The organism is Gorillibacterium sp. sgz306347 (assembly GCF_059735245.1).
The window spans coordinates 23,328-40,414 of the sequence record NZ_JCAPET010000033.1 but is presented as its reverse complement, the minus strand read 5'-3'; the positions used below and the strand labels follow the sequence as shown (position 1 = coordinate 40,414).

At 57.1% G+C, this 17,087-nt stretch carries 17 protein-coding genes and 1 riboswitch; of the genes, 11 read left to right on the top strand and 6 right to left on the bottom strand.

Annotated features, from left to right (window positions below):
• The first annotated feature begins 591 nt into the window (after window positions 1-591).
• Window positions 592-1,269, top strand: a complete 678-nt coding sequence (locus AC6I6H_RS16690; protein ID WP_497955107.1) for a hypothetical protein — start codon at window positions 592-594, stop codon at window positions 1,267-1,269.
• Window positions 1,270-1,304: 35 nt separating this feature from the next.
• On the top strand, window positions 1,305-2,102 hold the full coding sequence (locus AC6I6H_RS16685) for a hypothetical protein (protein WP_497955106.1): 798 nt from the start codon (window positions 1,305-1,307) through the stop codon (window positions 2,100-2,102).
• A 5-nt stretch (window positions 2,103-2,107) separates the two neighbouring features.
• On the opposite strand, the gene AC6I6H_RS16680 is transcribed toward AC6I6H_RS16685, so the two are convergent.
• Entirely contained in the window at window positions 2,108-2,314 is a 207-nt protein-coding gene (locus AC6I6H_RS16680) for a hypothetical protein (protein ID WP_497955105.1), read from the bottom strand.
• Between the two features lie 407 nt (window positions 2,315-2,721).
• Window positions 2,722-2,864, top strand: a riboswitch (cyclic di-AMP (ydaO/yuaA leader).
• 4 nt (window positions 2,865-2,868) lie between these two features.
• Between AC6I6H_RS16680 and AC6I6H_RS16675 the strand changes: the two genes are divergently transcribed.
• The 5 genes from AC6I6H_RS16675 to AC6I6H_RS16655 all read left to right on the top strand — a co-directional run bounded on the left by AC6I6H_RS16675 (window position 2,869) and on the right by AC6I6H_RS16655 (window position 9,121).
• Window positions 2,869-3,711 (top strand): C40 family peptidase, encoded by an 843-nt coding sequence (locus AC6I6H_RS16675; RefSeq protein WP_497955104.1) that lies wholly within the window; start codon window positions 2,869-2,871, stop codon window positions 3,709-3,711.
• A 253-nt stretch (window positions 3,712-3,964) separates the two neighbouring features.
• A complete protein-coding gene (gene lpdA, locus AC6I6H_RS16670) occupies window positions 3,965-5,386 on the top strand; it encodes a dihydrolipoyl dehydrogenase (protein ID WP_497955103.1) in 1,422 nt (473 codons plus the stop codon).
• A gap of 227 nt (window positions 5,387-5,613) precedes the next feature.
• A complete protein-coding gene (locus AC6I6H_RS16665) occupies window positions 5,614-6,627 on the top strand; it encodes a thiamine pyrophosphate-dependent dehydrogenase E1 component subunit alpha (protein WP_497955102.1) in 1,014 nt (337 codons plus the stop codon).
• A 2-nt stretch (window positions 6,628-6,629) separates the two neighbouring features.
• Window positions 6,630-7,610, top strand: a complete 981-nt coding sequence (locus AC6I6H_RS16660) for an alpha-ketoacid dehydrogenase subunit beta (protein ID WP_497955101.1) — start codon at window positions 6,630-6,632, stop codon at window positions 7,608-7,610.
• 74 nt (window positions 7,611-7,684) lie between these two features.
• Entirely contained in the window at window positions 7,685-9,121 is a 1,437-nt protein-coding gene (locus AC6I6H_RS16655; RefSeq protein WP_497955100.1) for a dihydrolipoamide acetyltransferase family protein, read from the top strand.
• A gap of 126 nt (window positions 9,122-9,247) precedes the next feature.
• Here the strand turns inward: AC6I6H_RS16655 and prli42 are convergent, their stop codons facing one another.
• The gene (gene prli42, locus AC6I6H_RS16650; RefSeq protein ID WP_497955099.1) at window positions 9,248-9,346 is read right to left on the bottom strand and encodes a stressosome-associated protein Prli42; all 99 of its coding nucleotides are present in this window, start codon (window positions 9,344-9,346) and stop codon (window positions 9,248-9,250) included.
• A 124-nt stretch (window positions 9,347-9,470) separates the two neighbouring features.
• On the opposite strand from prli42, the gene AC6I6H_RS16645 reads away from it, so the two are divergent.
• The gene (locus tag AC6I6H_RS16645; RefSeq protein WP_497955098.1) at window positions 9,471-10,610 is read left to right on the top strand and encodes a M20/M25/M40 family metallo-hydrolase; all 1,140 of its coding nucleotides are present in this window, start codon (window positions 9,471-9,473) and stop codon (window positions 10,608-10,610) included.
• Between the two features lie 104 nt (window positions 10,611-10,714).
• On the opposite strand, the gene AC6I6H_RS16640 is transcribed toward AC6I6H_RS16645, so the two are convergent.
• The 4 genes from AC6I6H_RS16640 to mciZ form a co-directional block, all read right to left on the bottom strand.
• Entirely contained in the window at window positions 10,715-11,884 is a 1,170-nt protein-coding gene (locus AC6I6H_RS16640) for an acyltransferase (RefSeq protein ID WP_497955097.1), read from the bottom strand.
• A gap of 42 nt (window positions 11,885-11,926) precedes the next feature.
• On the bottom strand, window positions 11,927-13,084 hold the full coding sequence (locus AC6I6H_RS16635; protein ID WP_497955096.1) for an ABC transporter permease: 1,158 nt from the start codon (window positions 13,082-13,084) through the stop codon (window positions 11,927-11,929).
• Window positions 13,081-14,172, bottom strand: a complete 1,092-nt coding sequence (locus AC6I6H_RS16630; protein ID WP_497955095.1) for an ABC transporter permease subunit — start codon at window positions 14,170-14,172, stop codon at window positions 13,081-13,083. Before AC6I6H_RS16630 ends, AC6I6H_RS16635 begins: the two co-directional genes overlap by 4 nt.
• A gap of 85 nt (window positions 14,173-14,257) precedes the next feature.
• Complete coding sequence (mciZ, locus tag AC6I6H_RS16625) at window positions 14,258-14,437, bottom strand: Z-ring formation inhibitor MciZ (protein WP_497955094.1); 180 nt, start codon at window positions 14,435-14,437, stop codon at window positions 14,258-14,260.
• Window positions 14,438-14,557: 120 nt separating this feature from the next.
• Between mciZ and AC6I6H_RS16620 the strand changes: the two genes are divergently transcribed.
• From AC6I6H_RS16620 to spoIIM, 3 genes are all read left to right on the top strand, one after another.
• On the top strand, window positions 14,558-15,127 hold the full coding sequence (locus tag AC6I6H_RS16620) for an NUDIX domain-containing protein (protein ID WP_497955093.1): 570 nt from the start codon (window positions 14,558-14,560) through the stop codon (window positions 15,125-15,127).
• Between the two features lies 1 nt (window position 15,128).
• Window positions 15,129-16,304 carry an endonuclease Q family protein gene (locus AC6I6H_RS16615; RefSeq protein ID WP_497955092.1) on the top strand — a complete coding sequence of 392 codons (1,176 nt, stop codon included), beginning with the start codon at window positions 15,129-15,131 and terminating at the stop codon, window positions 16,302-16,304.
• 95 nt (window positions 16,305-16,399) lie between these two features.
• Window positions 16,400-17,062 carry a stage II sporulation protein M gene (spoIIM, locus tag AC6I6H_RS16610; RefSeq protein ID WP_497955091.1) on the top strand — a complete coding sequence of 221 codons (663 nt, stop codon included), beginning with the start codon at window positions 16,400-16,402 and terminating at the stop codon, window positions 17,060-17,062.
• The last annotated feature ends 25 nt before the right edge of the window (window positions 17,063-17,087 follow it).

Sequence of the window (17,087 nt, the reverse complement as noted above, 5' to 3'; positions counted from 1 at the left end):
GCCACCCTAACGGATTCGTTCGTCGGGGGGGCGCTATTCTTTGCAAGGGGTTTATAAAAAATGTGGTTAATGCTCAATTATTTTAGAATTGGTCGTAGTAATCCCCGACCCACTTATATATGTAGAGTTAAGGTGCTTCTCTATCCCTTTCGCCGTCGTGAAATCGTGTTTTGGCGGTGAAGATTTTGGTGACGGCTTAGGTGTGGGTTTGGCAGTTGTGGTACCTTTGGCGTATGTATAGTCTGCGATTGGAGTGAATACTAGCGGGAAGACTAATAGCGTCGTTAGAGCGGCCGCTACGACTTTCATACTAAATTTCATCGTTAAGTAACATAAAAGTGGAAAACGATCTATACATTTCCGGACGCTATTAGCTCAAGGAGGGCAGATACGGCCTAATCCACATTTAAGCTCGCAGGGTGATTACATTCTTTTTCGTACGTCAGTTGTGGCATAGAAACACTCCTAAATTCCTTAAAAAGTTCAGAATCTTGGAATAAAATACAATGCGTTTCATAATAGAAACCCGTACAATGTACAAAGAAATGAAAAAAATGGTAGGCCACTTTTTAGAGAGAAAGAGGGACTTATTTGAAAAAAGCGTTGATTATGTTACTCGGTGCAGCGTTGCTTGCAGGAGGAGCAGGATGCTCCAAAGAGAAGAAGGCGGATTTTCGGGACTTGGCTTGGGGAAGTACAGTCGATCAAGTGGTGGAGGCAGAGGCGGAGAAAGGAAATAAGATCCCCGTACGTGAAGAAGAAGGGGAAGATTTATTGCTGACCTATGAAAATATCATGGTGTCCGGCTTGCCGGCCGATGTTGTTTTTACTTTCAGGAGAACACTGGAAAAAGAGGAATATAAATACCAGTTTGCTGCGGAAGACCAAGCTTTTATAAAGCTGGAAGCAGAATTTATGGCTGAAACGAATGAAGAAAGAAAAAAGGAATTGGAAGAGAAGGTAAACGAATCGTACAAAAAATTAGAAGAGAAATTTGAAGCTCTTCCTGCAAGTCTTGCTTTCACGGACTTTCTGCTGGTGGAGGGAGAATACCACTTTAAAGATTCGGACAAGGACGTTTCAGAGAAGATAAAAGCAGACCTTGTGGAAGCGTATGGGGCAAACCCTTATGAAGGTGACCATTCTTTCTCATGGTTTACCGACTCTTCTTTAATCTATTTTTCCGATGGTGATTATGTCGATTATAGCGGTCATTACAAGGAATTAAAACCTTTCGGCAAAAAAAGCAGCGAAATTAATGATCTCTAATTCATGGGTGTAATCTTACGATAAGGGTGTTGTGATTGAAAAACTATAAGGCCATTCTATCCGTCTTTTTCATTTTTGTTTTGCTCGCCTCCGCCTGTTCTTCTTTCGATCCGGAAAAGGTCCGGAAAGAAGCAAACGAGGCATTGACGCAAAAAAATTATCCTTTGTTCCAGGAAAAAGTGACGGAACTGAAGGAGAAGGATTCAGAAGAATTTAATCTCTACCTGGAGGGGCTAAAGAAGAACCCGCTGTTCCTCGTCGACAGTTATCCAACCATAGATGAATGGGATGCCGGCATCCAAACCTTAAACGAGTTGACGCAAGCGGCACCGGATGTTGCGCCTTTGACCTCGCCGGTGATCGGAGCCCTTTCGGATTTTAAAGCCTACCGGGAGGTTATAGCTACGGCAAAAGGGAGTATTATCCAAAACTTTACCGCTGACATCGAGAATGTGTTAACCATGGCCCAGCCCATTATCCTGATGAATAGCATGGAAAAAGTCGAAGAAGCAAAAAACTACCCTGAAAAATTAAGCTCTCAAGTCAACTCCACCATCATACGCCTGGAAGGGGTTAGGCCCTCGGAGAAAAATGAGAAACAGCACAGCTCGCTCTTGGAGGCCTTAAAAACTTTCAAAGATAAGCTGGATAACAAAACCCGTTTCTTGGCCAATAACAAAATATCAATTGTCAGCAATATCGAATATTCGCTGGAGGGCAGTTCGTTAGGTATAGTCGAACTCAATAATTTGATGGCGGAGGATCTTCGGCTCAATGATGAACTGCAAGCTGCGGCAAAAGACTTGAGGCAACGGGCCATTGAAATGAAGTAATGCTCTTACCCCAACCGAAATCCCGCGAACTGGCTCGCCGCCAAATAAAGCACATATAACAGCGCCAAATACAGAACCGCCGTGACCGCCGCTTTGCGGCGGTCTTTGCGTTTCTTTTTTTCCTTTTCCTCGTCCTCGCGCTCCTTCTCCACATCCATGCGGGCGTTGTGGCGCACGATTTCCCGTTCGTACAGCGGACTGTTCTTGTCCATCGGACATCCCTCCCCTATAACATATGCGGCGGGAAGGGCATTCATCCCGGGATTCACGGAGTCTCGAACCACGCCTTTAAGCCGGCAATCACCAAAGCAGGAACAGGCAGCAGCGGTGGGTCGTACCAGATTATTTCCAGTAATCCTATGTATTCGATTGATATACGATGTGCTATACTGATATTGCAACCGGATGAGACGACCGGTTGCCTTCATAACCATTTTTTCTCCTTAATTTGGCCGTTGGCGCTTTGATCGCCAGCGGTTTTTTTTATACCCTGCACTTCCTGTTGTTAAAAAAATGGTACAGCGAAAACCCTTGCGCTATAGGAGGTTGCTCCTATTATGCAAAATCATCCACCAATTTACTATTGATTATGTGTTTTTCGCATGATACCTTAGACAAGGATTAAATTTTGCCGAATCTGGTCGTTCCAACCGGTACGGGGGACCTAATTTGGGGTGAACGTTCGCCGGACGTCAAAGCGAACCAGGGAAAACCTCTTCCCGAACCCGTCAACTAACCCCGAAGGCTATAGGAGGAAGTTTGCCCTTTGAACCGTTTTTGCAAAGCAGCCCTCATGTCTTCTGTCGTTTTTGCCTCCGGTCTTCTTTGGGCTTCGCATTCCGAAGCCGCAGCTAACGTGAAAGTACAGGTAAATGACACGCTGGTGCGTTTTCCGGACGCACAGCCGTACGTGGACAAAAGCAGCCGGGTCCAGGTGCCGGTTACGGTAGTCTCGCAAAAAATGGGCTACAGCATCAGCTCGGTGCCCAAGGGAAAGCAAGTGCAAATTACGATTGCCAACAAAGACCGGAAAATCGTTCTGAAAACCGGCGAAAATAAAGCCGTCGTCAACGGCAAAACCGTCAAGCTCGATACCAATGCGCAAGTCTCCAAGGGAAGAACCTACGTCCCGGTCCGTTTTATATCGGAATCGTTTGACAGCTCCGTCAAATGGGACAGTAAAAACGATCTCGCCATCGTCAACACGGACGGGAAAGACCACAAGCCGGCCTATATCAAGCCGGACGATACCGAAACGGTTATAACGAACGCAAAAAAATACATGGGCACGCCCTATCGTTACGGCGGCACCACGCCTAATGGATTTGACTGCTCCGGGTTTGTTCAGTACATCTTTAACCAGCAGAAGGTCAAGCTTCCCCGTACCGCCAACAGCATGCTGTCGGCAAGCGGAAGCAAAGTGTTTCAACCGCAGGCCGGAGACCTGGTTTTCTTCTCCAACAGCGGGAAAGCGCCGGCTACGCATGTCGGGATTTCGCTGGGCAACGGGAAGTTTATTTCCTCAACCACTTCGGATGGGGTACGGGTGGATTCGCTGACCACCGGCTACTGGGGCAACCGCTATTTTGCCGCCCGCCGGGTATTCTAATTCATTTGCTTCCATCTGATATACTTACGTATGGATTACACAAGCCGTCCGATTTTTCTGCATTGGTTTTTCTTAACCAGGCACAAGCGGATTGAAACCGGCCGGACGATGCAAATAACAGGAAATGACCAGAACGGCCCGCCGGCGAATCGGATGATCGCGAGGGCCGTTTTTGCGTTCGCGGTGGTGCGGTCCGGGAAACTGTGCTAAAATTTCTCCGCAAACGTGTAGAATCGGTCGAGGGGGAATCGTCATGTCCAAAACCTATGACATCGCCGTGTTGGGCGGAGGCGTAGGAGGCTATACAGCGGCGATCCGGGCGGCGCAGCTCGGCATGAGCGTCGCTTTGGTGGAACGCGGGAAACTGGGAGGCACCTGTCTGCATCGGGGCTGCATCCCCACGAAGGCTCTGCTGCGAAGCGCAGAGCTGTATGCGGATGCTCGGGACGGGGAAGCGTTCGGCATCACGGCGGCGGAGCTTCGGTTTGACCTGGCCAAGGCGCAAAGCCGAAAGGCGGGCATTGTGGAGAAGCTTCACAAAGGCGTCCAGTATTTGATGAAGAAAAACAAAATTGACGTATACAGCGGTACGGGCCGGCTGATCGGGCCCTCCATTTTTTCGCCGCGCGCGGGAAGCATCGCGTTTGAAGCGGAAAGCGGGGAGTCGGAAACGATCATACCGGGTCACCTGATTCTGGCGACGGGCTCCCGCCCCCGCACCCTTCCGGGTCTGCAGCCGGACGGAAAAAGGATTCTGCTGAGCGATGACGCGCTGGAGCTTGGCGAGGTTCCCAAGTCGGTCTTGATCGTGGGAGGCGGCGTGATCGGCTGCGAGTTCGCATCCATGCTGAACGACTTTGGCGCAGACGTTACGGTGATCGAATACGCCAACCGTCTTCTGCCGCAGGAAGACGAAGACATCTCCCGGGAGATGGAGCGGCATTTTCGCAAAGCGGGCATCCGGGTCGTCACGAACGCAAAGGTGCTGCCGGAAACCGTACAAGCCGGGGATGAAGACGTTCGGCTTACGGCGGAGGCGGGAGAGAAAACCGAAGCGTATAGCGCCGATATCGTGATTGTCGCCGTCGGCCGCGCCGGGAACACGGAAGGCATCGGACTGGAGAATACCGACATTGTGGTGGACAAAGGGTTTGTCAAAACGGACGGCTTCCTGCAAACGGCGGAAGGGCATATTTACGCGGTCGGCGACGTGAACGGGCGGATGCAGCTTGCCCACGCCGCCGCCCATCAGGGCATTACCGCCGTGGAACGGATCGCCGGCCTGGCGCCTCACCCGTTCGATGCGCTGGCCATTCCCCGGTGCGTGTATACCCGTTTCCAGGCAGCAGGCCTGGGCCTTACCGAAAAGCAGGCGAAGGAACAAGGCAAAAACGTGAAGGTCGGCCGGTTCCCCTTCAGCGCCTTGGGCAAAGCGATGGTACAGGGCGAAACGGGAGGCTTCGTCAAAGTTGTCGCGGACCGGGACAGCGAGGACTTGCTGGGCGTCCATATGATCGGTCCGCACGTGACCGAGCTGATCGGAGAAGCTTCCCTGGCCCGGTTCCTCAACGCGACCGCTTGGGAAACGGGAAGCGCCGTGCACCCGCACCCGACTCTGTCGGAGGCGCTTGCCGAAGCCATGCTGGCGGTAGACGGCCGGGCTTTGAATTTGTAGAAGCCGGCTTCCGGCGAAAAAAAGTAAAAGAGACGATTTTCCGCCGGTCCGGCAGGGCGCGGCGTTTTTTTTGCCCGGAGGCGGAGAAAAGGGATTTTGTTTTCATCCTGGAGGCGAGTTGTGGTATAGTATATCTATGGTCAAGTATTAGGACCAGGTATTAAAAAAATCGGGAAGCGCCGCAGGCGTATAACAGCCTGATAAGGCCCTCAAGGAGGCTGACTCCGTTGTCGATCGGCCAATTGGCAAAGCACAGAGGATTGGGTTTATCCGATGAACAGGCAATCCGCATGTATGCGACGATGGTGAAAACAAGAAAATTTGACGAAATCGTTCTCATGCTTCAGCGCACCGGCAAAGTCGCGTTTTTCGTTTCGGGAATCGGGCAGGAGGCCTGTCAGGTGGCGGCCGCTTTTGCACTGGAGCACCACAAGGATTATTTTTTGCCCTATTACCGGGATTACGGGTTTGTTTTGTCGGTGGGCATGACTTTAAACGAACTGATGCTGTCCGTTATGAACAAGGCGGAAGACCCGACGAGCGGGGGGCGGCAGATGGTCGGCCATTTCAGCCACCGGGAGCACCACATTGTAACCGGGTCCAGTCCCGTCACGACCCAGGTGCCTCACGCCGTCGGCTTCGCCTTGGCGGCCAAGATGAAGAAGCAGGATTTCGTTTCCTACGTCACCTTTGGAGAAGGCTCCAGCAACCAGGGAGATTTCCACGAAGGGTGCAACTTTGCGGGTGTGCATAAGCTCCCCGTTATTTTCCTGTGCGAGAACAACCAGTACGCCATTTCCATTCCGGTTCACCGCCAGGTCGCCGGCAATGTGTATGAACGGGCGAAAGGGTACGGCTTCCCGGGCGTCCGGGTGGACGGCAACGATCCTTTGGAAGTCTACCGCGTCGTCAAAGAAGCCCGCGAACGGGCGGTGCGCGGCGAAGGCCCGACCCTGATTGAAGCGATGATGTACCGCCTTTCTCCGCACTCCACGTCGGACAACGACCTGCTGTACCGCAGCAAGGAAGAAATCGAGGAGCACCGCCGGCAGGACGGCGTTCCGCGCTATCGCGATTATCTGATCGGCTGCGGGCTGTGGAGCGAGGAGCAGGACAAAGAGCTGCTGGCCGAAACGGAAAAAGAAGTCCGGGCGGCGATCCGGTACGCCGAGGAAGCGCCTTACGCGCCGGCGGAGGATTTGTACCGGCACGTCTACGCGGAAACGGCGGAGGGAGAATAAAGATGGCGGTCATTACCTATTTGGAAGCGATTCGCACCGCGATGCAGGAAGAGATGCTGCGGGACGACAATGTGTTTGTTCTGGGCGAGGACGTGGGCAAAGGAGGCGTTTTTAACGCCACCAAAGGGTTCCGCGACCAGTTTGGCGAAGAGCGCTGCATGGATACGCCGCTGGCCGAATCGGCCATTGCGGGTGTTGCTATCGGCGCTGCAATGTACGGCATGCGGCCGGTGGCGGAGATGCAGTTTGCCGATTTCATTCTGCCCGCCACCAATCAGATCATCAGCGAAGCGGCGAAAATCCGCTACCGCTCCAACAACGACTGGCACTGCCCGGTCGTGATCCGCGCTCCTTATGGCGCTACCGGCGGCAGCGCGCTTTATCATTCGCAGTGCACGGAGTCGGTCTTTTTCGGCACGCCGGGGCTCAAGATGGTCGCCCCTTCGAACCCTTACGACGCCAAAGGGCTGCTGAAGGCGGCCATCCGCGACGAGGACCCGGTCCTGTTCTTTGAGCACAAAAAATGCTACCTGGCCGTCACCGGCGAGGTGCCCGAGGACGACTATATCGTGCCGATCGGCAAAGCCCGGGTTGCGCGCGAGGGGGAAGACATTACGGTCATCTCCTACGGCATGGCGGTCAATCATTGCCTGAAGGCGGCCGAAGCATTGGCGGCCGAAGGCGTAAGCGTGCATCTGCTTGACCTGCGTTCGCTCGCCCCGCTCGACAAGGACGCCATCCTGGAGGCGGCCGCGAAAACAGGCAAAGTGCTGATTGTCCACGAAGACAACAAAACCGGCGGCGTTGGGGCGGAGGTGTCCGCCATCATTACGGAAGAGCTGTTTTACGACCTGGATGCTCCGGTCATGCGGCTGTGCGGCCCGGACGTGCCCGCCGTCAGCATGAACCCGGTCCACGAAAAAGCGTTCCTGTTGAACCCGGATAAAATCGCCGACGCCATGCGCAAGCTGGCGCAGATCTGACGAAAACCCGGCGGACGGAAGGTAGAGGTCCGCTGCAATAGAGAAAGAGAATGGGGAAGAAACGAGGGTATGCAATGAGCGAAATGAACAGACAGGGGACGCCGGTTCCCGTTCCGCATTTGGCGGAAAGCCTTGTATCCGCGACCGTCGGCAAGTGGCTGAAAGCCCCCGGCGACTACGTGGCCCAGTACGAGGTGCTGTGCGAGCTGATTACCGAAAAGGTGAACGTGGAGATGCCGTCTCCTTTTGAAGGCACGCTGACGGAAATCGTCGTCCCGGAAGGGGAGACGGCGAACGTGGGCGATCCGATCTGCTATATCGCCGAGCAGGGAGCGGAGAGCGCCGCGCCGGCAACGGCGGACGGCCGCGCGGCTGCGGCCGCCGTTCCCGCTGCGGCGGCGCCGCAAGCCGGAATCGCCGGGGCAGGCGCGCAAGCGGCCGCAGCGGCCGGCGGCCCGATGAGCGGCCGCTATTCGCCGGCCGTGCTGAAGCTGGCCGCCGAGCGCGGCATCGCGCTTGCGGACGTGCCCGGCACGGGCCTCGGCGGCCGCGTCACGCGCAAGGACGTGCTCGCCTACGCCGAGCGCGGCCCGGCGGCGGTCCCGGCGCAGCCTGCGCCGCAAGCCGCTGCGGCCGCTCCGGCGCCGGCTCCTGCGGCCCTGCCGGCTGCGCAAGCGCCCGCTCCCGCTGCAGCCGCCGCTCCGCCGGCAGTTCCGGCCCAGGCGCTGCACGTGCCCGTGCGCTCCACGGGTCTGCACCTGACGGCCGAGCCGGCTACGCCGCTGGCGGACATCCCGGCCGCCGGCAACGGCCGCGGTGAAACGCTGCTTGACGTCACGCCGGTCCGCGCCACCATCGCGACCCGGATGCGGCAGAGCATCTCGGAAATTCCGCACGCGTGGACGATGGTGGAGGTCGATGTAACCAATCTGGTGCTGCTGCGCAGCAAGCTCAAGGACGAATTCATGCGCCGCGAAGGAGTCAACCTGACCTACCTCGCGTTTGTGCTGAAAGCTGTCGTCAATGCGATCAAGGATTATCCGATCCTGAACTCGGTTTGGGCGGTGGACAAAATCATCGTCAAACGGGACATTAACATCTCCCTGGCCGTCGGCACCGAAGACATGGTCATTACGCCGGTCATCAAACGGGCCGACCAGAAAAACATCGCCGGTCTGGCCCAGGAGATCGACAATCTGACCAAACGGGCGCGCTCCGGCAAGCTCAGCCTGGACGATCTGCAGGGTGGAACCTTTACCGTCAACAACACCGGTTCCTTCGGTTCCATCCTGTCGTATCCGATCATCAACTACCCGCAGGCGGCGATTTTGACGTTTGAATCCATCGTCAAAAAGCCGGTCGTCATCAACGACATGATCGCGGTCCGTTCCATGGCCAACATGTGCCTGTCGCTCGACCACCGCATTCTGGACGGCGTCATTTGCGGACGCTTCCTGCAGCGGGTCAAGGAAAACCTGGAAAGCTACGGGCCGGACACTTCGCTGTATTAAGTCCCCCAAAACCAACAAACCTTCGCGAGGCCGCCGGGCCTGCGAAGGTTTGTTTGTTCAGGCAGGTTCGCCCGCCGGTATAAGTCCGTCCCGTACCGATGTCCGGGACGCATGGGCGCAGCACGTTTAGTACAGCATAGACTCGAACGCGAGCAGAACGGTCGAAAGCAGCATGGCGCCGAGCATCAGCCACACGACGAAGCGAAACCAGAACTTTCTTTTCAAGAGCGCGACTCCCCTTTTCATGGCTTGTGGAAACGAGTAAGATGAGAAGGAATGCTTTTTTCTTATTGTAAAGGTTATCAAAAAAGATGTCACGCCGCGGCACGGCGAATCGGAGGAATAAAAGATGGTACAGCAGGAACGCGTGGTAAACGAATTTCTCGAATTGATCCGGGTGGACAGCGAAACCAAGCACGAGCGGGTCATTGCCGATCTCCTGAAGCAAAAGCTGGCGGCTTTCGGCCTGCAGGTGCTGGAGGACGATACGGCCAAGGTTACCGGGCACGGGGCCGGCAATCTGATCTGCACGATTCCGGCGACCGCAGGCGGCGCTTCTGCGCCGAAGCTGCTTTTTACCTGCCACATGGACACGGTGACGCCCGGCAACGGGATCAAGCCGCAGCTCGGGGAAGACGGGTACATAACGAGCGACGGCACCACCATTCTCGGAGCCGACGACAAAGCGGGCGTTGCCGCTCTGTTTGAGGCGATGCGCGTCCTGCGGGAAGAAAACCTGGAGCACCCGCAAATTCAGCTGATCCTTACGGTCGGCGAGGAATCCGGCCTGGTCGGCTCGCGGGCGATGAACCCGAAGCAGCTGGACGCCGACTACGGCTTTGCGCTTGATTCGAGCGGAGAGTTTGGCGGCATCGCCATCGCCGCTCCGTCACAGGTACGGATGTACATCACCTTCCGGGGCAAAACGGCGCACGCCGGGGTCAACCCCGAGGACGGCATCAGCGCGATCACCGTCGCGAGCCGCGCCGTCTCGAAGATGCGCCTGGGCCGGATCGACAAGGACACGACAGCGAATATCGGGCGTTTCTCCGGCGGAGCGGAGACGAAAACGAACATCGTTTGCGAAGTGGCGGAGCTGGAAGCGGAAGCGCGCAGCCTGTTCAAGGAGAAGCTGGAGAAGCAGATCGCCTCGATGCGGGAAGCGAGCGAGCAGGCGGCGGCGGAAATGGGCGCAACGGTTGATTTCCGCCCCGTCCATTTGTATCCTTCGTTCTTTTTCGAGGACGACGCTCCTATCCTGGAGCTGACGAAGCGCGCGCTCCGCAAGGCCGGCGTGGCGGAGCCGAAGACGTTCCAGACGGGCGGCGGCAGCGACGCCAACGTCTTTAACGGCCACGGCGTGCCAACGGTCAACCTGTCGGTCGGCTACGAGCACATTCACACGACAAAGGAACGGATCCGGGCGGTAAACCTGGCGAAGCTGGCGGAAGCCGTAATTGCCATCACCCAGGAGGCGCTGGTCAAGTAAGGCGCTGTTTTCAGCGGAACAAAAAGAACCCGATCGCGGCGTCCGGCTGCGGTCGGGTTCTTTGCTAGTGACGGATGAAGAGAAAAGATCGCAAAGCGGTTTGGTTACATCGAAGCCGAACGGGAAGCCGGCGGATTCGCGCCCTTGCGTCCGGGATACGGTTTCGGCGGAGCGCCGATCAGCACCCAGGACCATTTTACAAACCGGGCCAATGCAGCCGTCAGCGCCCAGGAGATGAGAAGAGCGGAAGCGAAATACGCGACGCTGTACCCGTTAAAGCCGATGAAATCGTTCGGCATGTCCCAGACTTCCCGGAACAGCCACATGAAGAACGGATGCAGCAGGTATACTCCGAAGGAGCAGCCCCCGAGATTCAGCAGCAGCCGGAGAGGCGCAAGCGGCAGCTTTTCCAGCAGAAACCCGGACAGCCGCAGCAGACATACTGCGGAAGTAAGCAGGTACGCCAGCCACAAGTAGTACAAAATGACCGTATGCGCGGGAGTTCCGCTCAGGTTGCCGCGATAGATCAGCACGGCGTAGAAGACGCCGATGAACACCCACAAAGCGAACAGCGCCGTCCAGACTCCGGCGTGCCTCGGCTCGCCCGGAGCGGGACGCAGCCACTTTTTCCAGCGCGGATACTGCATGCCGATGATGCCCCCAAGGGCGAAGAACCCGAAGTAAGTGATCGACATGCTGCCGGCCCGATGAAAAATGTTGGGCAGCCAGTCCAGGTCAACGATGACCTCGCGGTTGAAGTAGAAATAACCGATTTGAAGCGCGAAAGCCAGCAGAGCCAGGTAGCCGCCGATTTTCCGGCCAAGCGCCCAGAACAGCGGGAACAGGACGTAAAGCTGGATGATCACAAACATATAATACAGATGCGTATGGGCGCGGCCGGTCAGAAGCTGGTAGCCGAACCGTTCGAGGTTCATGTATTCGGGAACCTGGTGATTGTTCAGCCAAAAATAAAACACCGAAATCAGCAGATAGGGGAGCAGTACGCTGCCCATCCGTTTACGGTAAAAGCCGCCTACGTTTTTCCACGTGCAGGGCTTGTCCAGGTAAGAATAGAACAGAACAAGGCCGCTGATAAACAGGAACAGCGGAACCGCGAAGGCGGAGATGGTATTCAGGAACAGATAAACCGCGTACATCGACGATTCCTTTTCCGCCCGGTTGATGGGCAGTCCCGTCGCGTGGATCGTAACGACGGCCAAAATGGCGAACGCGCGCAGCAGGTTGATTTCCCAAAGTTGAGTTTTGCGGGTCATGGCTTGTCCTTTCCTCGGGCCGCCTCCGGCGGGACCCGACGGTTATTGTCCTCTTTGCGGGCTGCGAAGCTTCTGCAGCTCGGACAGGAAAAATTTCAGGATCAAAATCGAGAGCGTGAAGAAAAGCGCCGTTCCGAGCAAAATTTGCGGGTGGAACTGAATGAAACGCGAGCTGTACGCGATCATGGAGCACCATTCGCCGTTCGGGCTTGTCCGTACCTTCGGCATGCCGTCCTCCAGATCGACAATGCTGCCCCCGCCCAGGAAAATGCCGAGCACGGCAAGCTGCCCGAGCAGGAAGAGCACCTGCACCAGATCGGAAAGCGCCGCGTATAACAGCTCGCCGCGCAGGTTCGGCAGAATGTGCCGCCAGGCGATGCGCCAGCGGGAAGCGCCCAGCATATGCGCGGAGGAAACGAATTCCTTGCCGGAAAAATAACGTGTGCGTTCGGAGAACTGCCGGGCGGTGGGCGCAAAGCCCACCAGCACAAGACAGCCGAACATCAGCCACGAGAACATCCGCCTCTTCCATTCGTCGCCGGCAATGAGAAAATCCATTCCGAGCAGGTTATAAAAGATAGCGAGCGCCGGGAAAAGCAGCACCAACGCCGGCACCGAAGCGGTGATCAGCTGCAGGACCGAAACAAAGCGGCCCACCGGCCGGATGGTGCCTCCCGCAAGGCCGAGGGGAACGGCCAAGGCAAACCGGCTCAGCACGACGGCCACGGCAAAGCCCAGCGTATATTTCATGCCGTTCAGCAGCAGGCTGGTTACGTCGATTCCCCGGTGATCGGTCCCGAACCAATGCGCGGCGCTGGACTTGAGCGGCGGTGTCAGATAGACCGTTTCACCGTTTACCACCTTTTCCTGAAAGACGAACTCCTGCGCGGACCCGATCCGATGCGGCATCAGGTAAGTGCCGAACACCGCCGTCAAAGCAAGCAGCAGAAGCAAGACGGCGGCAATCCGAAAGGAAACCGGCGTTTCCGTCAGGGCGGGGAAAAAGCGGCCAAACCGGGAGGCTCTTGTGTTTCGTGCCAAGGAAGAGGCTGATGCCTGTCCGTCTGCCGTGGCCTTCCCCGCGGCTGAACCGAAGTCGAGGGGCTCTTCCGGCATCGGGGGCAGTGCGGGCCGTACATTCTGGACCGTTTGAGCACTCATGGGGACGTATTTTTTGGGCTGCCAGCGGGTTCCGCTCATGCCTGCACCTCCGTTTTTGCATGTCCGAGGCCAAGCAAACGGCGTAGGACGGCAAAAAACAGATGAAGGCCAACCATCAGAAGGCCGATGGTCAGGCTAAGCGTTACCAGCGCCGTCGGGTTTCCGATAAAATAGCTTGGATTCCGGGTAATCCCGCCGAGCGCGAAGATTTGGCAGAGCACCTCGGCCACAACCATTCCGCCAACAGCAAGAGATACGGCCTTCGGCAGCACGGCGAACAAATCTTCCATAATATTGCGCAGCACATGGCGAATAATGATCCGGGAACGGGACAAGCCCTTGGCGCGGGCGGTTACCACGTAATCGTCCGCCCATTCCCGGCGGATCGCCACCCGAAGCGTGCCGTATATAAGCGCACAGGGAATGATGGCGATCGTCACAAAAGGAATGACAAAGGGCACTTCGCCCGAATATTCCACAATGAGGTAGACCGGACGGTCCAGAAGGTTTGCAAGATAGATGCACAGCATTTGAAGCAGCACCACCACCATAAAATCGGGAAGCGCCATGAGAACCGAGTGAATGCCGTCCAGCGCTTTTCCCGCCCAGGGCCGAAACGAGGCGAGCAGGGCGAAGGCAAGACCGGCGAGAATGGCGGCGGCGATGGCCGGAAACAGGTAGAGGCTCGTCCGGCCGACCATGCTTTTGAGCGAATCGGAAAGCGGCGTCTCGCCTTGCGACATGGAATAAAGAGAGCCGATTGTCCCATGATAATAATCGGAAAGCGTTTGGCCCATCGCGTCCAAGTAACGGGACAAGGAAAAGGAAGGCGGTCCCTGCACGGGCAAAAAGCCCTGAATCGCGCGGTCGGCGGACAGGAGCTGCGTGTACTCCTCCACTTTGCCGTACGGAACCTGGAGAATGCCCGGATTGACGGAATTGCCGTCCTGCTTGACGGAGGTTTCCGGGTACTGCTCCGGAATGGCGTGCAGCACGCCGGCTTCGGCGATAATCTTGATCTGATCTTTGGAAACCGTGTCTTCCAGCGAATAGCCCAGATGGCTGAACAAAAAAATACCGGCCAACATGCCGAGGCCGGTCAACAAAGCGGTAACGAACGGTTTCACGGCGGATCACCTCGAGCGATATAAAATCAACTCATTGTACCACAGCCGCCGTTTATTCGGGTATACATATTCTAACTGATCCGTCTTATACATCCTGTGCTCCGCCCGTCTTTTTCCGTTTCGGCTTGTCCGGCTTTCGCACCAGAAGGGATACGAGCGGTGCGGAGCCGTTATCCGTTTCTTTGACCAGCTCGTTCAGCTTCCCCTTGATCTCCCGGGCTTTGCCGACCATGCGGAAGCCTTCCGCATTCACATAAACTTTCATTTTAACGCTCCTCGGACACAGGATTCCTCGGGCCGTATCGAACACGGGGCCGGGGTGTGATAGAATCATATGAGCGAGTTGAACAGCGTATGCGCGATAGACGCGAAAGGGGCCAAACAGATGAACAATGCCAAGGAACCAAACGCCGAACGGTTTGCGGAGGAGACTTTATCCGTCCAGCAAGTATTCCGGGGCAAAATTATAGACGTCGATGTCGAAACCGTCCGCCTGCCCGACGGGGGAGAAGGGAAACGGGAAATCGTGCGGCATCCCGGCGCGGTTTGCGTGCTTGCCGTAGTGGACGGCAAGCTGCTTGCCGTGGAGCAGTACCGCAAAGCGATGAGCCGCAACCTGGTGGAAATCCCGGCGGGGAAGCTGGAAAAAGGCGAGGACCCGCTGGAGGCGGCCAAGCGGGAGCTCAAGGAAGAGACGGGCTACGAGGCGGCCGAATGGAGCAAGCTGGCGTCATTCTATTCCGCACCCGGCTTCTGCGACGAGCTGCTGCACCTTTACGAAGCCAAAGGGCTGACCGCCGGCGATGCGAGCCCGGACGAGGATGAGTTTTTGGAGGTTCTGGCGCTTGCTCCGGAGGAGGCCCGGCAGATGATCGCCGACGGCCGCATCGCCGACGCCAAAACGCTCATCGCCGTGCAGGCCTGGGAGCTTCGGCGTTCCGGAGGCGAAGCGTAACTTGAAGGACTTCTTTGTCGACCTGCACATCCACATCGGACGAACCGAAAACGGGACACCCGTCAAAATGAGCGGCGCCCGCGACCTGACCTTTTACAACATTGCCCGAGAGGCGTCGGAGCGCAAAGGCATCGGCGCCGTCGGCATTATCGACTGCGCGTCCCCGGCCGTCCAGGAAGACATTCGGCATCTGCTCGACAAAGGCGAAATGGAGGAGCTGCGGGGCGGCGGAATCCGCTACCGGGACACGGTCGTCCTGCTCGGCAGCGAAATCGAGGTCCGCGACCCCGGCATGGCGCCGGCGCATCTGCTTGTCTATTTGCCGGCGCTTGCGGACATGGAGTCGTTCACTGAATGGCTGCGTCCCCGGATGAAAAACGTGACGCTCAGCACGCAGCGGATTTACGTGGAGGCGCGGGAGCTGCAGAGAGAGGTTGTCGACCGGGGCGGCATTGTCATCCCGGCGCATATCTTTACGCCGCACAAAAGTCTTTACGGCAGCTGCACCAACCGGATGGAGAATCTGCTGGACGCGGACAAGGTCGCTGCCGTGGAGCTGGGACTGAGCGCCGATACGCAGATGGCCGGGCGGCTTCTCGAGCTTGACGGGCTTCCGTTTGTGACCAATTCCGACGCCCATTCGCTCGGGAAGATCGGACGCGAATACAACCGGATGAAGCTGGAGGAGCCGAGCTACGCCGAGCTGGTCAAGGCCCTGTCGGGTCAAGGCGGGCGGACGATTCTCGACAATTACGGGCTGAACCCCCGCCTCGGCAAGTATCACCGCACCTACTGCGCGAATTGCGATTCGGTCGTCGACGAGGCGCATGCTTCCGCGACGCGCTGCCTGTATTGCGGCAGCACCAAAATTGTGCGCGGGGTGCTGGACCGGATCGAAGAGATCGCGAACCGCACCGGGCCCGATCCGGGCATCCGCCGGCCGCCTTACCGTTATCAGGTGCCGCTGGAGTTTATCCCGGGCCTTGGCAAAAAGCTGCTGGAGAAGCTGCTGGACCGCTTCGGCACGGAGATGAACATTTTGCACCGCGTAGGCGTCGAGGAGCTGGCGGAGGTGGCCGGCGAAGAAGTCGCCCGCAAAATTGTTCTCGCCCGCGAAGGCGCCCTGCCGCTTGACGCCGGAGGCGGCGGCCGGTACGGACGCGTATCCAAAGGCTGACGCAGGATCGCGAGCTGCACCCAAAGGGACATGTTCCCTCCTGTCCCCGCATAGACTGGTAGCAGTCCAACATGCGAAAGATGGGGAGAGCGAGCATGCCGAAGCCGAAGGAAGCCGTTCAGTCGCACCTGCAAAAACATTTGTCGTTCTATATTTTCGTGGCCGCCATTTTTCTGATCGGGGTCATTTTCGGCTCTATTCTGGTGAGCGCCCTGACCGTCGACATGAGCGAAGAGATCAGCCGCCATCTGGGGAACTTCTTTGAACGGGTGGAGCTCGGCCGAACGGCGGCGGGCGAGGCTTCCTTTTGGCCGCTCTTCGGAACGAACGTCAAATGGGTGCTGCTGATCTGGCTTCTCGGCATGTCCGTCATCGGACTTCCGGTCGTGCTTTTGCTGACCTTTTTTAAAGGCACGCTGGTCGGGTTTACGGTCGGCTATCTTATTTCCCGGTATGCCTGGGAAGGCGCTCTGTTTTCGCTGGCCGCCGTTTTGCCGCAAAATCTCATCCTCATTCCGGTTACGCTGGCGGGCAGTGTATCGGCGCTGACCTTTTCGCTTTATCTGGTGAAAAACCGGTTTCTGGGCCATTCGGGATCGCTTTACCGGCCGCTCGGGCGGTATTGTCTTTTCGCTTTGGCGCTTGTTCTGCTGGCTGCCGCGGCGTCCCTGCTGGAGGCTTTCTGGTCGCCCGGGCTTATGCGGCATGTGACGCCCGCCCTGGCGGACGTCCTGGCGGGACTGGCGGAAACCGTTTGACTTTGCCGGGATTCTCCTCCTATAA